Annotated in this window: 16 protein-coding genes; 14 read left to right on the forward strand and 2 right to left on the reverse strand. The window is 44.5% G+C overall.

What is annotated here, in order from left to right; genetic code table 11:
* The first annotated feature begins 9 nt into the window (after nt 1-9).
* Nucleotides 10-2,424 carry a phenylalanine--tRNA ligase subunit beta gene (pheT, locus tag NST31_RS17585; protein WP_339162284.1) on the forward strand — a complete coding sequence of 805 codons (2,415 nt, stop codon included), beginning with the start codon at nt 10-12 and terminating at the stop codon, nt 2,422-2,424.
* Between the two features lie 326 nt (nt 2,425-2,750).
* Nucleotides 2,751-3,608, forward strand: a complete 858-nt coding sequence (locus tag NST31_RS17590) for a cytochrome c oxidase assembly protein (RefSeq protein ID WP_339162288.1) — start codon at nt 2,751-2,753, stop codon at nt 3,606-3,608.
* A 68-nt stretch (nt 3,609-3,676) separates the two neighbouring features.
* On the opposite strand, the gene NST31_RS17595 is transcribed toward NST31_RS17590, so the two are convergent.
* Nucleotides 3,677-4,444, reverse strand: coding sequence for an NRDE family protein (locus NST31_RS17595; protein WP_339162290.1), 768 nt, complete (start codon nt 4,442-4,444; stop codon nt 3,677-3,679).
* A 599-nt stretch (nt 4,445-5,043) separates the two neighbouring features.
* Here NST31_RS17595 and NST31_RS17600 point away from each other — a divergent pair.
* A complete protein-coding gene (locus tag NST31_RS17600; protein WP_339162294.1) occupies nt 5,044-6,123 on the forward strand; it encodes a PQQ-dependent sugar dehydrogenase in 1,080 nt (359 codons plus the stop codon).
* A gap of 18 nt (nt 6,124-6,141) precedes the next feature.
* On the opposite strand, the gene rnhC is transcribed toward NST31_RS17600, so the two are convergent.
* Nucleotides 6,142-7,074, reverse strand: a complete 933-nt coding sequence (gene rnhC / locus NST31_RS17605; RefSeq protein WP_077110141.1) for a ribonuclease HIII — start codon at nt 7,072-7,074, stop codon at nt 6,142-6,144.
* 120 nt (nt 7,075-7,194) lie between these two features.
* Here rnhC and zapA point away from each other — a divergent pair, with 120 nt between their 5' ends.
* The 11 genes from zapA (at nt 7,195) to trxA (ending at nt 18,392) form a co-directional block, all read left to right on the forward strand.
* Nucleotides 7,195-7,455, forward strand: a complete 261-nt coding sequence (zapA, locus tag NST31_RS17610; RefSeq protein ID WP_339162296.1) for a cell division protein ZapA — start codon at nt 7,195-7,197, stop codon at nt 7,453-7,455.
* A 7-nt stretch (nt 7,456-7,462) separates the two neighbouring features.
* Nucleotides 7,463-8,005 carry a CvpA family protein gene (locus NST31_RS17615; RefSeq protein WP_339162299.1) on the forward strand — a complete coding sequence of 181 codons (543 nt, stop codon included), beginning with the start codon at nt 7,463-7,465 and terminating at the stop codon, nt 8,003-8,005.
* Between the two features lie 91 nt (nt 8,006-8,096).
* Complete coding sequence (gene polX / locus NST31_RS17620; RefSeq protein ID WP_339165605.1) at nt 8,097-9,809, forward strand: DNA polymerase/3'-5' exonuclease PolX; 1,713 nt, start codon at nt 8,097-8,099, stop codon at nt 9,807-9,809.
* 25 nt (nt 9,810-9,834) lie between these two features.
* Nucleotides 9,835-12,186, forward strand: a complete 2,352-nt coding sequence (locus NST31_RS17625; protein ID WP_339162302.1) for an endonuclease MutS2 — start codon at nt 9,835-9,837, stop codon at nt 12,184-12,186.
* A 37-nt stretch (nt 12,187-12,223) separates the two neighbouring features.
* Nucleotides 12,224-12,631, forward strand: a complete 408-nt coding sequence (locus NST31_RS17630; protein ID WP_139345567.1) for a DUF350 domain-containing protein — start codon at nt 12,224-12,226, stop codon at nt 12,629-12,631.
* 224 nt (nt 12,632-12,855) lie between these two features.
* Nucleotides 12,856-14,550, forward strand: coding sequence for a long-chain-fatty-acid--CoA ligase (locus NST31_RS17635; protein ID WP_339162306.1), 1,695 nt, complete (start codon nt 12,856-12,858; stop codon nt 14,548-14,550).
* A gap of 204 nt (nt 14,551-14,754) precedes the next feature.
* Complete coding sequence (locus tag NST31_RS17640; RefSeq protein WP_077110230.1) at nt 14,755-15,348, forward strand: TetR/AcrR family transcriptional regulator; 594 nt, start codon at nt 14,755-14,757, stop codon at nt 15,346-15,348.
* A 17-nt stretch (nt 15,349-15,365) separates the two neighbouring features.
* Nucleotides 15,366-16,133, forward strand: a complete 768-nt coding sequence (locus NST31_RS17645) for an enoyl-CoA hydratase (RefSeq protein WP_339162309.1) — start codon at nt 15,366-15,368, stop codon at nt 16,131-16,133.
* 36 nt (nt 16,134-16,169) lie between these two features.
* Nucleotides 16,170-16,934, forward strand: a complete 765-nt coding sequence (locus NST31_RS17650) for an electron transfer flavoprotein subunit beta/FixA family protein (RefSeq protein WP_077110146.1) — start codon at nt 16,170-16,172, stop codon at nt 16,932-16,934.
* 43 nt (nt 16,935-16,977) lie between these two features.
* A complete protein-coding gene (locus tag NST31_RS17655; RefSeq protein WP_077110147.1) occupies nt 16,978-17,958 on the forward strand; it encodes an electron transfer flavoprotein subunit alpha/FixB family protein in 981 nt (326 codons plus the stop codon).
* A 119-nt stretch (nt 17,959-18,077) separates the two neighbouring features.
* On the forward strand, nt 18,078-18,392 hold the full coding sequence (trxA, locus tag NST31_RS17660; protein ID WP_077110148.1) for a thioredoxin: 315 nt from the start codon (nt 18,078-18,080) through the stop codon (nt 18,390-18,392).
* Nucleotides 18,393-18,650: the final 258 nt, after the last annotated feature.

Raw genomic sequence — 18,650 nt, forward strand, 5'->3', positions numbered from 1 at the left:
GGTAAACACATGTTAGTTTCTTATAAATGGCTGCAAGAATACGTTGACTTGGGAAATATAACAGCCGCCGAACTGGCGGAAAAAATAACGAGAAGCGGAATTGAAGTAGACGGGGTAGAACAGCTCAGCAAAGGATTGAAAGGAATTGTCGTAGGGGAAGTCCTTGAATGCGAACAGCATCCCCAAGCGGATAAACTCAAAAAATGTCTCGTGGATATTGGAGAAGGCGAGCCTGTCCAGATCATCTGCGGCGCACCAAATGTCGCAAAAGGACAGAAGGTCATCGTTGCAAAAGTTGGGGCTGTTCTGCCAGGTAATTTTAAAATTAAAAAAGCGAAGCTCCGTGGAGAAGAGTCAAACGGCATGATTTGCTCCCTTCAGGAGCTTGGGATCGAAGGAAAGCTCGTTCCCAAAGAGTTCGCAGACGGTATTTACGTTTTCAAGGATGACGTCGAAGCCGGCACCGACGCGATACCACTGCTCAATTTGGATGATGAAGTACTTGAGCTTGATTTAACGCCAAACCGGGCAGATGCCCTCAGTATGCTGGGCATGGCATACGAAGCAGCGGCCATCCTTGACCAAGATGTCAACTTGCCGGATATTGAAATCAACGAAACAGACGAGAAAGCGGAAAGTATGATTTCCGTCAAAGTAGAAGCACCCGAGGATAATCCGTTGTATACAGCCAAAATCATTAAAAATGTGAAGATCGGACCGTCGCCGCTTTGGATGCAAATGCGTCTTATGGCAGCCGGTATCCGGCCACATAACAATGTTGTTGACATTACAAACTATATTTTACTTGAATATGGCCAGCCGCTGCACGCCTTTGATTATGACCTGTTCGGCTCCAAAGAAGTCGTTGTTCGTCGTGCCCGCGAAGGGGAGAAAATCGTTACATTGGATGAAATTGAGCGGACATTGACTTCCGAACAGCTTGTCATCACAAACGGAAAAGTCCCAGTAGCACTTGCGGGTGTTATGGGGGGCGCCGACTCGGAAGTAAATGACGATACGACAACGATTTTACTAGAATCGGCTTATTTTTCAGGACAATCCATTCGCGATACCTCAAAGTATCACGGCCTTCGAAGTGAAGCAAGCCAGCGTTATGAAAAAGGTGTTGACCCGGAACGGGTGCGCCCCGCGGCCGAGCGGGCGGCGCAATTAATGGCCAAATATGCAGGCGGAGATGTGTTGACAGGGCTTGTCGAAGCGAATCATTTATCGATTGAGCCGGCGGTTGTGTCCATTACTTTAGAAAAAATCAATCGTGTACTTGGTACGGAAATTAGTATGGATGAAGTGAAGAAGATTTTTGAGCGTTTAAAATTCGGGGTTCAAATCGAAGGCAGCCTTATTACAGTCACAGTCCCAACACGACGCGGCGACATTTCGATTGAAGAAGATTTAATTGAAGAAGTGGCCCGGTTGTATGGCTATGATCGTTTACCAAAAACATTGCCAAAAGGAGAGGCAACTCCCGGTGGGTTGACCAAAGCACAAAGAAACCGGAGAATGACAAGAGACTTCCTTGAAGGGGCAGGATTATTCCAAGCGATTACGTACTCGCTGACAAGTGAAGCCAAATCAGTGATGTTCTCTCTTGAACATCGGGAACCGGTAAAGCTCTCTATGCCGATGAGTGAGGAGCGAAGCCGACTGCGATTAAGCCTGATTCCCCAATTACTGGAATCCTTGTCGTACAATATTGCCCGGAAAAATGAATCAGTTGCTCTTTACGAAATCGGCTCCGTTTTCTTAAACGAAGGAGAAGGGCGCCAACCAGAAGAAAGGGAACATATCGCTGGGGCTATGACAGGAATATGGGTTGACCATCCATGGCAAGGGGAAGAAAAAATGGTTGACTTTTTCGTGGCAAAAGGGATTTTAGAAGCGTTATTCAAAAAGCTCGGCGTGGATCCCCACATCGAATGGAAGCCTGCACAAATCGAAGGCATGCATCCCGGTCGTACGGCGCAAATCTATTTAGCCGGCGAAGAAATTGGATTTGTCGGCCAGCTGCATCCACACTTGCAAAAAGAGTTCGATTTAAAAAATACGATTTTGTTCGAATTGATGGCTGAACCGCTGTTTCATTATGAGCATCCGGAATTGCGATACAAGCCGATTCCTCGCTTTCCGGCGATTTCAAGGGACATCGCGCTTGTGGTTGACAAGGCCGTAGATGCCGGTACATTGGCATCTATTATCAAGGATGCAGGCGGGAAATGGCTCAAGGATATATATGTCTTTGATCTTTATGAAGGAGAGCATATGCCGGAAGGCAAAAAGTCGATCGCATTCTCACTGACTTTTGCTGCTCCTGACAAAACGCTCACCGACGAAGAAGTGGCGGCAGCCCATTCTAAAGTAGTGGAGGCTGTCCAGAAAAAAGCGGGGGCGGAATTAAGAAGCTAATCACACATTCCGGGGCATAATCGCCCCGGAATTTTCTTTCGGGAAGGATTCCATCTAAAACACTCGCCTTGCGCTTGGCAAAATTCGAATCGCCGGCGTTAAAAAGTCAATCTATGGAATTCATATGGGAGAGCCTTCGATATAAAGTGGTTTAAAAGAGCCGGCACGCACTCCAATTTATCCCAGATTTTCATTAAAAACCCGATTATATCTATTGTTCACGGATTTGTCATCTAAAGGTTTCGGCACCGGAAAATACATGATAAGATAATAATAAAATGTGCTGCAGGCAAGTCGAGTAATGCGGGAGAGGAGGGACCAATTACTTGAACACGACTATTCTTTCAGGCTATTCCTGGTTAGAATTGTGGAGCCCCGTTACTTTTGTTGCTGTAGTTCTATTGTCATTTTTATATTATAAAAAGGTGGCCGGCTCTTCCCGGTATGTCGTGACCAAAAGGCAAGTCACATACTTTTTTATCGCCGCTTTTATCTTTTATATTGTGAAAGGAAGCCCGGTGAAAGTGATTGCCGACACATTTTTGTTTAGTGCCCACGTCTTTGAAATTATGGCGCTTCTATTTATTGTGTTGCCGCTTCTCATTTTAAGCATGCCGGCCGAGTGGGCCAGAAAGTATTTCTGGAATCATCGTTTAAAATTTGCGATTAAGTTGTTCGGTCATCCTTGGATGGCGGCGCTTTTATTTAACGGTGCCTTGACCGTTTATTTTGTTCCGAGGTTTTTCAACATCGTCCACGAAAGTTTGCTTCTTTCCATTATAAGTCAATTATTTTTAATGTTTATGGGCTTTTTAATGTGGTGGACGATTATTATGCCGCTTCCGGAAATAAGCAAGTTTTCTTACTTCACAAGAGTGGCTTATATCTTTTTAAACGCGGTTTTGCTCATGCCGATCGGAATTTATTTATTGATTATCATCCATCAGGTGCATTACCCGATTTATGAAGCGACCGCCACCCAGTTTATTCCGTCGATAACGGCTGTGTATGACCAGCAGCTTGGCGGGGGACTGCTTAAAGCGATCCAACTCGCGAGTTATGGAATTGCTTTATTTTACCTCGTTAAAAATTGGAGCAGAAAAGAGGACGAACAAGAAGGACAAGTAGATGATGAAAATATTCGTGTTGTTCAAGGAGTCGTCATACACTTGCCTAAAAAATAAAAAGCTGTTTAACGGGCACATCAACCCGGAAACAGCTTTTTATATAAAGGATATATCTGAATTTTCCGTTATAAAAATTCGTTTATCTTAAACTGAAAACGGCGTTCATATTCCGAAGGGTTTGAGTAGGTTCGTTCAATCAACTGCACCTCCCCCTTCTTACTGACTGTAAGGACTGTCGAGCAGCGGGTTCCATAATGGGGACTTCGGATAAAGATAGATGAAAGCGTTTTTTCTAAATCCAACGGAACTCCGGTTTTAGGGAGTTCGTCCTCCAGTGCAGGTTCATCGTCACGGAGTATTTCAAACAATTTTTCATGATCTATTGTTTTCTCAGCTATTAATTTGAGCATAGATGCCTTCCCTTTTTCCACTTTAGGCCAAGGGGAATTCAACAAGTGGTTGCTCAGGCCGTAAACTCCTGGGCGCAGTGCTTTTGCTTTGTTTTCGATATTGGAATAGTACATCAGTGAGCTTTGATTTCCAACGAGCAGATTGAACCCGCGAAAGTTTTTCTTCTTGCTTTGGAGACCATCCAAGAAATGTTCCGGTTCTTCCGATCCCGATAAAAAATCTCGGACGATGTGTCCCCTGGACTGTTTGTTTGCCTGTTCTTCGTTTGGATCTCGATAATTTGTCAAAGCCGCAAATCGGCCGCTTAATGTTACGCCCATCCATGTACCCATTTGTTCCAAATCTCTTCCCGCAAGAATGTTGGGGTCGTCTTTCCAAAAGTGGGCCGGAGCCGCTTTCCTGCTGTAAAATTCATCACGGTTTGCGGCGACAATCAGGTTGAAATCAGGGTGGGATTTGTAGGCGGCAAATATAATGCACATACATAATCTCCTTCAGTCGGCATTTTTCTTTTTCTGTATTTTAACATGAATCAGATTGATCAGCAGCAAGATCCCCACTTCGCCATCTGGGTAAAACAATAATGGGAAGAGGAGAGCAACAGCCAGTAACTGCCGATTGCCTTAACTAACAATAGCTGAAGCCTCCAGCCAGCAATCGCAATTGGCCAACGAACGATTAGCTGAAGTCCCCACAGTAACTTACGATTGGCTCAACTCACAATCAGCGGTGTAAAAGCTCGCCGCAGCTAGAAGTTTCACTTTATCCGGCGTTAACTTGCAGTAAGACTTCTATTTAAACTGATTTGTAAAATAGCAAGGTTTTTCATTGAAATCAACTGCCAGTAATCGCCCGATTGGTTCAACTCACAGTCAGCGGCGTAAAAGCTCGCCGCGGCTAGAAGTTTCACCTTATCCGGCGTTAACTTGCAGTAAGACTTCTATTTAAACTGATTTGTAAAATAGCAAGGTTTTTCATTGAAATCAACTGCCAGTAATCGCCCGATTGGCTCAACTCACAGTCAGCGGCGTAAAAGCTCGCCGCGGCTAGAAGTTTCACTTTATCCATGGAGGGATCGGTTATGAAAAAGGTATGGTATGTATTGATGATATTGTTTGTTGTAGCCGCTTGCTCTAAAAAAGAGCAGGAGCAGAACGAAAGCGCCGAACGAAAAGAAGAAGCGCCGGCTTCCGGAAGGGTTGCTCCTGAAGTTATTGCCGATCATCTATCCGTACCGTGGTCGATTACAAAGAAAGGGAGCCAGTTTTATATAAGTGAAAGGAATGGCGCGATTGTTTCCGTAGATCCAGAAAGCGGGGAATATAGCCGGCTGCCTGTCATGACCACAAAGGATATATTTACCGGGGGAGAGGCGGGTTTCCTTGGACTGGAGCTTATCCCGAATACGGATTTGGAAGCATTCGCCTACCATTATGAAGAAAATGGAGACATTTTCAACAGGCTTATAAGGTTGAAAAAAGAGGCGGACGGTTGGATGGAAACGGATAGCATACTGGAGGGAATACCGGGGGCTCACATTCATGATGGCGGCAGGATAAAGATCGGGCCGGACGGAAAAGTGTTTATAACAACAGGGGACGCCTCCGCACCTGATTTAGCCCAAGATGTAAACAGCTTGGCCGGAAAAATATTAAGGGTTGAAATGGATGGAACGATCCCTTCTGATAATCCATTTCCAAACTCTCCCGTTTATTCGTATGGCCACCGCAACCCGCAAGGCATCACCTGGGATGATAATGGAAATATGTATGCTTCAGAGCATGGATCAAGCGCACATGATGAATTAAATCAAATCGAACCCGGAAAAAACTATGGCTGGCCTGTCATCCAGGGGGATGAGCAGCAAGCAGGAATGGAAACCCCGATGTTTCACACAGGCGAAAAGACGTGGGCGCCTGGAGGCATCGCCTATGCCAACGGCAGGCTTTACATTGCGGGGCTCCGGGGCCAGGCAGTCTTTCAATATGATTTATCAAGCGGAAAGGCCGATGTTTTTCAAACGGGACAAGGGAGGACTAGAGATATATTCATAGAGAAAAATGATTTGTTTTTTATAACAAACAATACGGATGGCAGGGGAACACCTGCCGCAAATGATGATAAGCTTTTACACCTTGAATTGAACTGGGCGCCTGATTAATCGGCGCCCCTTTTCGCACTATGAAATCCCCGCTATTTTCTTCGCTTTTTCAGTATTGGCAAAATGCACTTTGGCAAATTCGGACAAAGCGCCCAAACCTTTATTCCTTATCAGCCTGGCGGCCGCAACATCCACGATGGAGCCGGCCCCTTTCGGAAGGGAAAAACCGGCTTTTTTGCTTAATTGCTCCATTGCTTGCAAAAAGGAGTACCTCGCCAAAATGGAAGCGGCGGCAACAGCAAGGTGGATACTTTCTGCTTTTGTACTGAAGTAGACATTTTCTTTTAAAATTGTTTCTTGCCCCTTTAAATGGCGGAAATATATTTGGGCTTCCGCAAACTGGTCAACCAAGATCGCTTCCGGCTTTTCCGGTGCTATTTTTTCCAAAACATGCAAGAGAGCCCGGTTGTGCAGGATGGCCGTCATTTTTCCTTGCGTCATTCCAGACGCCTGCGCCTCGTTGTATTTTTTGTTATTGAGCTTTAACGAGCTGTAGGGAATAAACGTGAGAAGATCTTTGGCGATGTCCGTAATTTGCTTGTCTGATAAGTGCTTGGAGTCTTTTACACCAAGTTCCTTTAAAAGAGGAATATGCTCTTTTTTTACATAGGCTGCCACGACAGCGAGCGGGCCGAAATAATCTCCTTTACCGACTTCATCCGATCCGATGACCGAAAGGTTGGTAATGTTTTCCGGAAGCGGAGTCCCGGAAGCTTTTCTCGGCTTTGTAGCCGTTGGCAGATCGTGTAGGTTCGCCCACTTTCCAGCTTCCCCTTCACGTCCAACACCTTGAAACATTACTTTTCCCGAACGGTAGGCCGTGATCGTGCATCCGCCTTTTTTTGCAGAAAAAACACTGCCTGGAGGAGAAGTGTCTTTTAAAAATGGACGGTAGTATTCTTTCATTTTATCTATTTCTGCTCGCTTTGCTTGAATAACAATATTTGCCATATCCATTGCTCCCTTACATGAAAGATCAGGAATAAACAAATTTAGACATCTATTCCCATCTATTTTTATTCGTGATATGATAAGAAAGTGGGATTTCTTTAGGAAATGGAGGCATCCGATTTGTCGGGAAATCAAAAAATCCGCACTCCTGTTACAATCTATGGCCAACATTATATCATTACGGGGACGGAAACGTCAGCACATGTAAAAAAAGTGGCCCGATTGGTGGATGAGAAGATGTATGAGATTCGCTCGGCGAATCCAGATCTCGATACAAGCAAACTAGCTGTACTAACGGCTGTCAATGCCGTTCATGATTATATTAAACTGCACGAGCGCTTCGAACATTTGGAAAAAGAGCTTGAACGCTTAAAGGAATGAGCTTTTCATGTTGGATTTAGTATTATTGATTCTATTGGCCACCGGTTTTTTCGTTGGGTTGCGAAGAGGATTTATCTTGCAGCTTATTCACATGGTTGGCTTTATCATATCTTTTATCGTCGCATACATTTATTATGATGATTTGGCACCAAAATTGAAACTTTGGGTTCCTTACCCTGATTTTGATCATGGACAAACTATGAAAATACTATTGGATGGAGCGGGCGCTGATGAAGCATTTTATCGGGCCATTGCTTTTGTCATCCTTTTTATTGCTGTTCGTATTATCCTTGGGATCATTGGTTCGGCATTGGATTTTGTCGCCAGCTTTCCAATTTTAAAGACACTGAATGTCTGGGCTGGGGGCATACTGGGCTTTTTGGAAATCTATATTTTGCTGTTCATCCTTTTATATATTGGGGCCCTATTGCCGATTTCCAATATCCAGGATGCTCTCGATCAATCCATCCTCGCCAAATGGATCATCCATTACACCCCTTTCCTTTCCGGCGAGGTCAAGAATATGTGGTTTAACTACATTAAAAGCTAAGCTTCTCTTTGCGCAAAGAGAGGTTTTTCTTTTGTCTTGCTAATTTGCTACAATGATAGGCAGGAGAATGAGAACGGTTGGTGACATAAATATGGGAATCAACAAAAAAGATGTGATTCGTTTATTGGAAAAGATTGCAATATACATGGAGTTAAAAGGGGAAAATCCTTTTAAAACAGCTGCTTTTAGAAAAGCGGCTGCCTCGCTGGAAGCAGATGACCGGAGCCTTTCCGAGATAACAAATTTCACCGAAATTCCGGCGATTGGGAAAGGAACGGCCGCTGTTATCGAGGAATTTGTGGAAGATGGTGTTTCTTCCGTTCTTGAGCAACTTCAGGAAGAAGTTCCAAAAGGCTTGATTCCGCTGCTGCAAATTCCGGGGCTTGGCGGTAAAACGATCGCAAGGCTCTATAAGGAATTAAATGTCACAGACGTGGAGTCTTTACGAGAAGTATGCGCTGCCGGAAAGCTCAGGAAGCTGAAAGGCTTTGGGAAAAAAACAGAAGAAAACATTAAAGACGCTCTTGAACAAATGGGCAGACAGCCTGACCGCTTCCCGATTGCTTATATGCTTCCATTTGCTGAGCAAATAGAGTCCTATTTAAAAGAAGTCAAAGAAATCAAGCAATTTTCCCGGGCCGGCAGTTTACGGCGCTTATCGGAAACAATCAAGGATTTGGACTTTGTCATAGCGACAGAGCATCCCAAGGCTGTAAAAGAACAATTGCTGAAATTGGATGGAGAAGCCGCTGTGAGCGGAGATACGAAAGTAACCTTGCACCTGCAAGCCGATTATACAATCTCTGTTGACTTCCGGATCGTTAAACCGAGCGAATTTGCCACGGCCCTACACCACTTTACAGGATCTGCCGAACATAATGTCCGGATGCGCCAAATTGCCAAAGAACGGGGCGAAAAAATTAGCGAGTACGGAGTGGAAAACACTGAAACGGGCAAAGTGGAGACGTTTCAGACAGAAAAAGAATTTTTCAAACATTTTCAGTTACCTTGGATTCCTCCTGAAATCAGGATGAATGGAAAAGAAATTGAACATTTTTCGGAAGCAAAACAGTTGATCAAATTAGCCGATATAAAAGGTGATCTTCATATGCATACGACTTGGTCGGATGGCGCCTATTCCCTTGAAGAAATGATCGAAGCATGCAGAAAAAAAGGGTATGAATATATGGCCATTACGGACCATTCCGAATTTTTGCGGGTTGCAGGCGGCCTTACGCCCGACCGGGTGAGAAAGCAAAATGAAGAAATCAAAGCCTTAAATGAAAAATATGACGATATTTTCATTTTATCTGGAATCGAGATGGATATATTGCCGGATGGAAGACTAGACTTTGAAGATGAGCTCCTTTCTGAGCTTGATATTGTCATTGCCTCTATCCATTCCAGTTTTTTTCAGCCCAAGTCCCAAATAATGAAACGCTTAACAAATGCCTTGCAAAACCCGCATGTCGATATCATTGCCCATCCGACAGGGCGCTTGATTGGAAGGCGTGACGGTTATGAGGTAGACATGGACATGCTGATCGAATTGGCCAAAGAAACGGATACGGTGCTTGAATTGAATGCCAATCCGGCAAGGCTTGATTTGGCGTACAGTCATCTCCAAAAAGCCCAGGAAGCCGGAGTGAAGATCGTCATCAACACGGATGCGCACAACATCAGTCATTTGGAATATATGGATGTCGGCGTATCATATGCGAAAAAAGGCTGGATCCGTCCGGGATCTGTTATAAACACATGGAAAAAAGACGAGCTGCTTGCCTTCTTAAAACGCGGCGATTAATAATGGGAGAGTGATGTTTTACCCCATGAACGAAAAGATATTAAAAACATTAGAATTTGATAAAATTCTTTCCCGAATGGAACCATTTGCTTCTTCAACGCTCGGGGCAGAACAAATCAGAACACTTAAACCTTCCACCTCATTTGAGGAAGTTTCCATGCTTTTGCAGGAAACTGATGAGGCTTCCACTGTTTTGCGACTTAGGGGCCATGCGCCATTAAGCGGTATCCATGATATCAGACCGCATCTTAAACGGGTGGCAATCGGAGGAGTTTTGAACCCGGCGGAACTTGTTCAAATAGCTGATATGATACGGGCAGGGCGGACGATAAAACGCTTTATTGAATCTTTGCTTGAAAATGAAGTGGAGATCCCCATACTGGAAGAAAAAGTGAATGACATCGTCACCATGAGTGAGCTTGAAAAAGAAATCCGAAATGCGATAGACGACGGGGGCGCCGTGCTTGATTCAGCAAGTGATGCGCTCAGAAATATCCGGCAGCAAATGCGGAGAAATGAAAGAAAAATCAAGGAAAAGCTCGATAGTTTCGTCCGAAATGCACAAAAAATGCTTTCAGACGCGATTATTACGATCAGAAATGAGCGGTACGTCATCCCGGTGAAGCAGGAATACCGTGCAAATTATCCTGGAATCGTCCATGATCAATCTTCTTCCGGACAAACCCTTTTTATCGAACCGCAGGCTGTCGTTGACTTAAACAATGAACTTCGCGAACTCGCATTAAGGGAAGACAGGGAAATTGAACGGATTTTGATGGAGATTTCAGCAAATGTGTCAGAGTTTGCCGATGATCTGCAACTTTTGGTGGATATCATGGAATCACTGGACTTTATTTTTGCAAAAGCACGATTTGCGAAAGACATACAAGCTACTCGCCCAAACATTAACAAAAAGGGCGTTATCCATCTATACCGTGCGAGACATCCGCTGATTCCCGCAGATGAAGTGGTTCCGAACGATATATCTCTTGGCCAGGAATATTCAACCATTGTCATTACTGGCCCAAACACCGGAGGAAAAACGATCACGTTGAAAACGGCCGGACTTTTAACGGTAATGGCGCAGGCCGGATTATTTCTTCCTGTATCAGAAGGCTCCGAAACAGCCGTTTTCCAACAGATTTATGCTGATATTGGAGACGAGCAGTCCATTGAGCAAAGCTTAAGTACTTTCTCCTCTCACATGGTCAATATCGTTGACATTCTGAAAAAAGCAGACGAAGAAAGTCTCGTTCTTTTTGATGAATTGGGTGCCGGTACGGATCCACAAGAAGGTTCCGCTCTTGCCATCTCGATCCTGGATGACGTTTATAAGCGCGGAGCGCGCGTTATTGCAACGACCCATTATCCGGAGCTAAAAGCTTATGCTTATAACCGGGAAGGGGTTGTGAATGCCAGCGTCGAGTTCGATGTTGAAACGCTGCGTCCGACATATAAACTGTTAATCGGTGTTCCCGGCAGAAGCAACGCCTTTGAAATATCGAAGAGGCTGGGGCTTTCGGATCGGATCATTGATTATGCAAAATCATTGATTAACGCCGAGAGCAACGAAGTGGAAAATATGATTGCTTCACTGGAAAAAAGCAGACATGAAGCAGAAAGAAAATATGAAGAAGCAATGGCTCATTTAAAGCAGGCGGAAAAGCTGCATAAGGATCTTGTACAGCAGATGTCCGAATTTCAGTCAAGAAAACAAGAGTTGTATGAAAAAGCGGAGCAAAAAGCTTCTGAAGTCATTGAGAAAGCAAAAGCTGAAGCGGAAGAAATCATAAAGGAACTCCGCCAAATGAGGCTGGCGAGTGGAGCAGGGGCCAAGGAACATGAGCTTATTGAGGCAAGAAGAAGGTTGGAAACGGCTGTTCCGCAAATGGGTGATGGGCAGGAAACAGTGAAGTCCAACCTAAAAGCACGCTCATTTAAGCCTGGTGATGAAGTAAAAATCGCCACCTTGAACCAGAAAGGCATATTGCTTGAAAAAACCGGTCAACACGAGTGGCAAGTTCAGGCAGGCATCATGAAAATAAAAGTGGCGGAAAAAGACATGGAATTCATTCAATCCGAGCCAAAGAAAGAGCCGAAGCCGCTCGCTTCCATTAAAGGAAAGGACTACCATGTCGGAGTAGAACTGGATATTCGCGGGGAGAGATATGAAGATGCCCTTCGGAAGGTCGAGAAATATTTGGATGACGCACTTTTAGCCAATTATCCCCGTGTATCGATCATCCATGGGAAAGGGACCGGGGCTCTTCGTACAGGAGTTTCCGAATTATTGAAACGTCATCGCGCTGTGAAACGTATTAGATTGGGAGAAGCGGGAGAAGGCGGTAGCGGTGTGACCATTGTTGAATTTAGATGAAGCCACACTCTTCCAAAACAAAAAAGGAGCGATGATCTTGGGCTCGTTTTGGGAAAACAATTATGTCCAAACGGCAGGTTACTATAGTGTTACGGTTCTTTGTATCGTGGTCTTCCTATTTATATTTGAGGTTGTAACGAAGTACAACAATTGGGAAGAGATCAAGAAAGGAAACGTGGCGGTGGCAATGGCTACCGGCGGGAAAATTTTTGGGATCGCCAATATTTTCAGACATTCCATTTTGCATCATGATGGATTGTTCGTCATGCTTGGCTGGGGAATGTTTGGCTTTTTACTGTTGTTGACGGGATATTTTATATTTGAATTTTTAACGCCGAAGTTTAAAATTGACGAAGAAATTGAACAGGGCAACCCCGCTGTTGGCTTGATTTCAATGGTCATATCGATCGGATTGTCATTCGTCATTGGTGCCGGCATATATTAAGGAGGAAACGGTGGAAAAACTGGCAAAAGTACTATTTGTCGTGTGTGCAATTTTCGTATTGGTAGGAGTTATATATTTAGTCCGTATGTAAAACCGCTTTTTACCGAAGCGGTTTTTTGCGTTTCTTTTATTCTATAAATAATGTAATTCGTTGTATGTAAGATTTTATTGTAATATAATAAGCATAAGTTTAAATTTTCTGTTTATGAAAAGGGGGACTATACTTGTATGAAACATGGTTAGAGCATTACCCTGACGAAATTCCGAAAACGCTCACATATGAAGAGAAGCCGGTCCAGCAATATTTAACGGAAGCTGCACAACGTTATCCGGATAAAACGGCCATTCATTTTATGGGCAAGGAAATGTCATATAAAGAAGTGTATGAAAGTTCTCTCAAAATGGCCAATTACTTGACAAGCCTTGGTGTGAAAAAAGGCGACCGTGTCGCAATCATGCTTCCCAACTGTCCGCAAGCGTTTATCAGCTATTATGGCATTTTATACACCGGAGCCATCGTCGTACAGACGAATCCGTTGTACACCGAACGGGAATTGGAATACCAAATGAAAGACTCAGGGGCCATCGTAATCATCGCTCTCGACTTGCTTTATCCCAGAGTCGCCAAAGTCAAAAAGGAAACGAATTTACAACATATTATTGTAACCGCTATCAAGGATTATCTGCCTTTCCCGAAGAATTTTATTTATCCTTTTATTCAAAAGAGGCAGACCGGAATGGTTGTGAATGTCCAACATGAAGGCAGCCAGCACCTTTTTCCAAAAGTTATGGCCCAGTCAACAGCAGAACCGGTCACAACGGATCTTGATTTTGAAAACGATCTGGCACTCCTTCAATATACGGGGGGAACAACTGGAAAACCGAAGGGGGTTATGCTCACCCACAAAAACTTGATTGCCAATGCGACTGCATGTGACGCATGGCTGTACAAGATGAAAAAAGGAGAAGAAAGCATTCTTGGCATCCTGCCATTCTTTCACGTATATGGAATGACGACAGTGCTTATTTTAGGCGTAATGCAAGGGTACAAGATCATTCTTCTGCCAAAGTTTGATGTCGAAACAACGTTGAAAACAATCCATAAACAAAAGCCAACGCTTTTTCCAGGGGCGCCAACGATGTATATCGGGCTTTTAAACCATCCGGATATTAAAAAATACGATCTCTCTTCCATTGAATCATGTATTAGCGGCTCTGCACCGCTTCCAGTAGAGGTACAAGAAAGATTTGAGAAAATCACTGGTGGAAAGCTTGTAGAGGGATACGGCCTGACAGAAACATCCCCTGTAACCCATGCCAACTTCTTGTGGGCAAAAGACAGGGTAAAAGGAAGTATCGGAGTGCCTTGGCCCGATACAGATGCAGTAATCCTATGTATGGAAACGGGCAGCCCGCTCCCGCCGGGGGAAGTGGGGGAAATTGCTGTTAAGGGTCCCCAAGTCATGAAAGGCTATTGGAACATGCCCGAGGAAACGGAAAAAACATTTAAAGACGGTTGGTTATTAACCGGCGATCTCGGGTATATGGATGAAAAAGGTTATTTTTACGTCGTTGACCGGAAAAAAGATATGATTATTGCCGGTGGATTTAACATTTACCCGCGTGAGATCGAAGAGATACTGTACGAACATCCAGCGATTCAAGAAGTGGTAGTTGCCGGTGTTCCCGACCCTTACAGAGGTGAAACGGTGAAAGCCTATATCGTTTTCAGGGAAGGAATGACGTCGACAGAAAAGGAACTTGATGAATATGCCAGAAAGCATCTCGCCGCATACAAAGTACCAAGAATATATGAATTCCGGGATGAATTGCCCAAAACAGCCGTAGGAAAGGTCTTGCGCCGAGTATTAGTAGAGGAAGAGCAAAAAAATCAGGCGCAAGATGAAAAGCTTGGATAGATCGGACGGACGATTTTTTTATCACATATAAGAAAACTTCACAGCGATTTTCCCTTGGTTTGTTGGACAATGAAAAAGGCGTATTGCTGGAGCCGGCGGGCTCTTTTCTTCTGCACGGTATTGCTTGACAGATGAAAAATGAACCTTTAGGATAGAATGATGAATGAACAATCATTCATTTTATGGTGCGGAAAGGTGAAACATGTGAAAAGAAACAGACCGAAATATAAACAAATTATTGAGGCGGCTGTGGTAGTAATAGCCGAAAATGGTTACCATCAGGCCCAAATTTCTAAAATTGCCCGCCAGGCCGGAGTCGCTGATGGCACAATCTATCTTTACTTTAAAAACAAAGAGGATGTTCTCATATCCGTCTTTAGAGAGAAAATGGGCATGTTTGTACAAAAAATAAATGAAGTAACAGCAGGAAAAAAAACGGCAGCAGAGAAATTATTAGTAATGATTCAAAACCACTTTCGGATTTTATCCGAAGACCAATACTTGGCCATCGTGACCCAGCTTGAATTGCGGCAATCCAATAAGGCGCTCCGCTTTAAAATTAACGAAGTGCTAAAAGAATATTTAGAAGTGATCGACCATATATTGGTTTTCGGAAAAGAAAACGGGGAGTTGGCCGCCGACTTGGATATCCGGCTTGCAAGGCAAATGATCTTTGGCACGATGGATGAAACAGCCACAACGTGGGTTTTGAATGAACATAAGTATGATTTGGTTGCGCTTGCCCCGAAAGTACATGAATTAATCCTGTATGGGTGTAAATTAAAAAGCAGTGTATAAAGAAGGAGGACTACATAATGGAGTTCATCACTGTCACTAAAGAGGGGAATGCAGCGATCCTAAAGATTGAACGTCCGCCCGCGAACGCATTGTCTCGGCAAGTGATGCAGGAGCTTGCGAGCGTGTTCGAAGACCTTGAACATGATTCGGAAATAAGGGCAATTCTTTTGTATGGCGAAGGCCGTTTCTTTTCTGCCGGTGCCGATATTAAAGAATTCACAGCGGTTGAAAGTGGGGAAGCCTTTACTGGTCTCGCCCAAAACGGACAGGAAGTCTTGGAAAAGATTGAGAACTTTTCAAAACCGGTTATCGCTGCAATACATGGCGCTGCGCTTGGGGGTGGTCTAGAGCTCGCCATGGCATGTCATATCAGGCTTGTAAGTGAAAACGCTAAACTTGGGCTTCCGGAACTGCAATTGGGGCTGATCCCCGGTTTTGCGGGAACACAGCGGTTGCCGCGCTATGTGGGAACTGCAAAGGCGGCTGAAATGTTATTTACAAGTACTCCGCTCACGGGGGATGAAGCAGTTAAATGGGGACTGGCCAATCATGCTTATCCGGAAGAGCAATTGCTGGAAAAGGCAAAAGAAATGGTACATCTAATCGCGCAAAAGAGTCCACTCTCTTTAAAGGCGGCCATCGAGTTGCTTTACCATGGCGGACGGTTTGAAGAAGGGCTGAAACTGGAAGCCAAGAGATTTGGCGAACTTTTTGATTCAAACGATGGAAAGGAAGGCATCTCGGCGTTTATTGAGAAAAGGGAGCCCAAATTTATAGGAGAATAGCAACTTTTGATTTTCAAAGACTGGGAGGGTCATAGAATGAACATTTTTGTACTGATGAAAAGAACATTTGATACGGAAGAGAAAATTACGATTTCTAACGGCCAGATTGATGAAGAAGGGGCCGAGTTTATCATCAACCCATACGACGAATATGCGATTGAAGAAGCAATCCGTGTCCGTGACGACCACGGCGGGGAAGTAACAGTCGTAACGGTTGGGGATGAGGAAGCCGAAAAGCAATTGCGCACCGCCCTTGCCATGGGAGCGGACAAAGCAGCTTTGATCAACATCGAAGATGACCTGGATGAATATGATCAAACGACTGTCGCGCACATTTTGGGCGAATATTTAAAAGACAAGGATCCCGACTTGATACTTGCCGGTAATGTCGCTATTGATGGTGGTTCCGGACAAGTTGGCCCCCGTGTTGCCGACATACTCGATATACCATATGTGACAACGATTACGAAACTCGAAATTGAAGGTGAAAACGTCAAAATTGTCCGTGATGTAGAAGGTGATTCTGAAACCATAGAAGCTTCGCTTCCTTTGCTCGTAACAGCCCAACAAGGACTGAATGATCCGCGTTATCCATCTTTGCCTGGAATCATGAAAGCCAAGAAAAAGCCGCTGGAGGAACTGGAACTGGATGATTTGGATCTCGATGAAGATGACGTAGCAGCCAAGACCAAAACGGTTGAAATATTCCTACCGCCGCAAAAAGAAGCAGGCCGCATTTTGGAGGGGGATATTTCCGACCAGGTGAAAGAATTGGCTGGCTTGCTTACCAAAGTGATTTAACTGATTTCGGATTCTTATATAGAGAAACAGGAGGTTATAGGTGATGGCAAAAAAGGTGTTGGTACTTGGTGAATTGCGTGAGGGCATATTGAGAAACGTATCGTTTGAAGCGATTGCCGCAGGGAAAAAAATAGCTGCAGGCGGAGAGGTAACGGCTGTACTGATCGGCAAATCGGTCAAAGATCAAGCAAATGAACTTTTTCAATACGGTGCAGACCGGGTCGTAGTGGTCGAAGATGATCAACTCGAACACTACACACCCGACGGATATTCCCAAGCATTCATGGCAGTGGTCAATCAAGAAGAGCCAGAGGGAATTGTTTTCGGCCATACGGCGCTGGGGAAAGATCTGTCTCCGAAAATAGCGAATAAAATGAGCGCCGGTTTAATATCTGATGTAACGGCGATTGAGGAAGTGAACGGTGAATTTACGTTTACCCGCCCGATTTATTCCGGAAAAGCGTTTGAAAAAGTGGTGAGCACCGAAGAACCGCTCATGATCACAATCCGCCCAAATAATATAGATAGTTTGGTAAAGGACGCTTCCAAAACCGGAAATGCGGAAACGATGACTGTTGAAATAAAAGACCTTCGTACAATTGTGAAAGAAGTTGTGACAAAAGCGAGCGAAGGCGTTGATTTGTCGGAAGCGAAGGTCATTGTTGCCGGTGGACGGGGAGTGAAAAGCGCGGAAGGCTTTGAACCGCTCAAGGAATTGGCGGATGTGCTCGGAGGCGCTGTTGGAGCTTCGCGTGGTGCATGCGACGCGGATTATTGCGATTATTCCCTGCAAATTGGACAAACAGGAAAAGTAGTAACGCCTGATTTATATATAGCTTGCGGCATTTCAGGAGCGATCCAGCATATGGCCGGAATGTCCAACTCAAAAGTGATTGTTGCCATTAACAAAGATCCCGAAGCCACCATTTTCAATGTGGCGGACTACGGCATAGTCGGCGACCTGTTCGAAGTCGTTCCTTTACTGACGGAAGAATTCAAGAAAATCAAGGTTGCCTCCTCTTAAACCCCGTGTGTAAATGCTTTTGTTTCGGGTATACTAAAGTGCAGGCAAATTGTTAGCGCGGATCACTGCCTGATGATATACTTGCGTTAGCTTCGGATAGTTTATTAGGAGGTAAAAAAATGGCTATAGTTAATGCAACTGACCAAAACTTTGCAGCGGAAACAGGGAGTGGAGTCGTTCTTGTCGACTTTTGGGCGCCATGGTGCGGACCATGTAAAATGATTGCTCCCGTTCTTGAAGAACTTGATGGCGAGTTGGGAGATAAAGCGAAAATCGTCAAAGTAAACGTTGATGAAAACCAGGAAACAGCCAGCCAATACGGCGTAATGAGTATTCCTACTCTCTTTGTCATGAAGGATGGAGAAGTAGTAGATAAAACAGTCGGCTTTCAGCCAAAAGAAGCATTGGCTGAGTTAGTCAACAAACATTTGTAAACCGAAGTGAAAATCCGAGCCGAAATTGCTCGGATTTTTTTCTGACCAAGGTCAAATGCAACTCAGGAAGCATGTGCTCCTGAAGCATGCTATCGCAAGTGTTTCAAGTTAGCTTACTCAGCATGCAAGCGCCCCTAAGGGCAGTAGCGTTTGCCTTGACAAAAATTTCAAGGTGGCACATTCAGTATGCGTATGCTCTTGCGGCGCAGCGAAAGCGGGGAAGACACTTGTTTCACATCGTTGCCGAATCTCAGGAAG

The organism is Siminovitchia sp. FSL W7-1587 (assembly GCF_037963795.1).
In the GTDB taxonomy this organism is placed as follows: Bacteria; Bacillota; Bacilli; order Bacillales; family Bacillaceae_C; genus Siminovitchia; species Siminovitchia thermophila.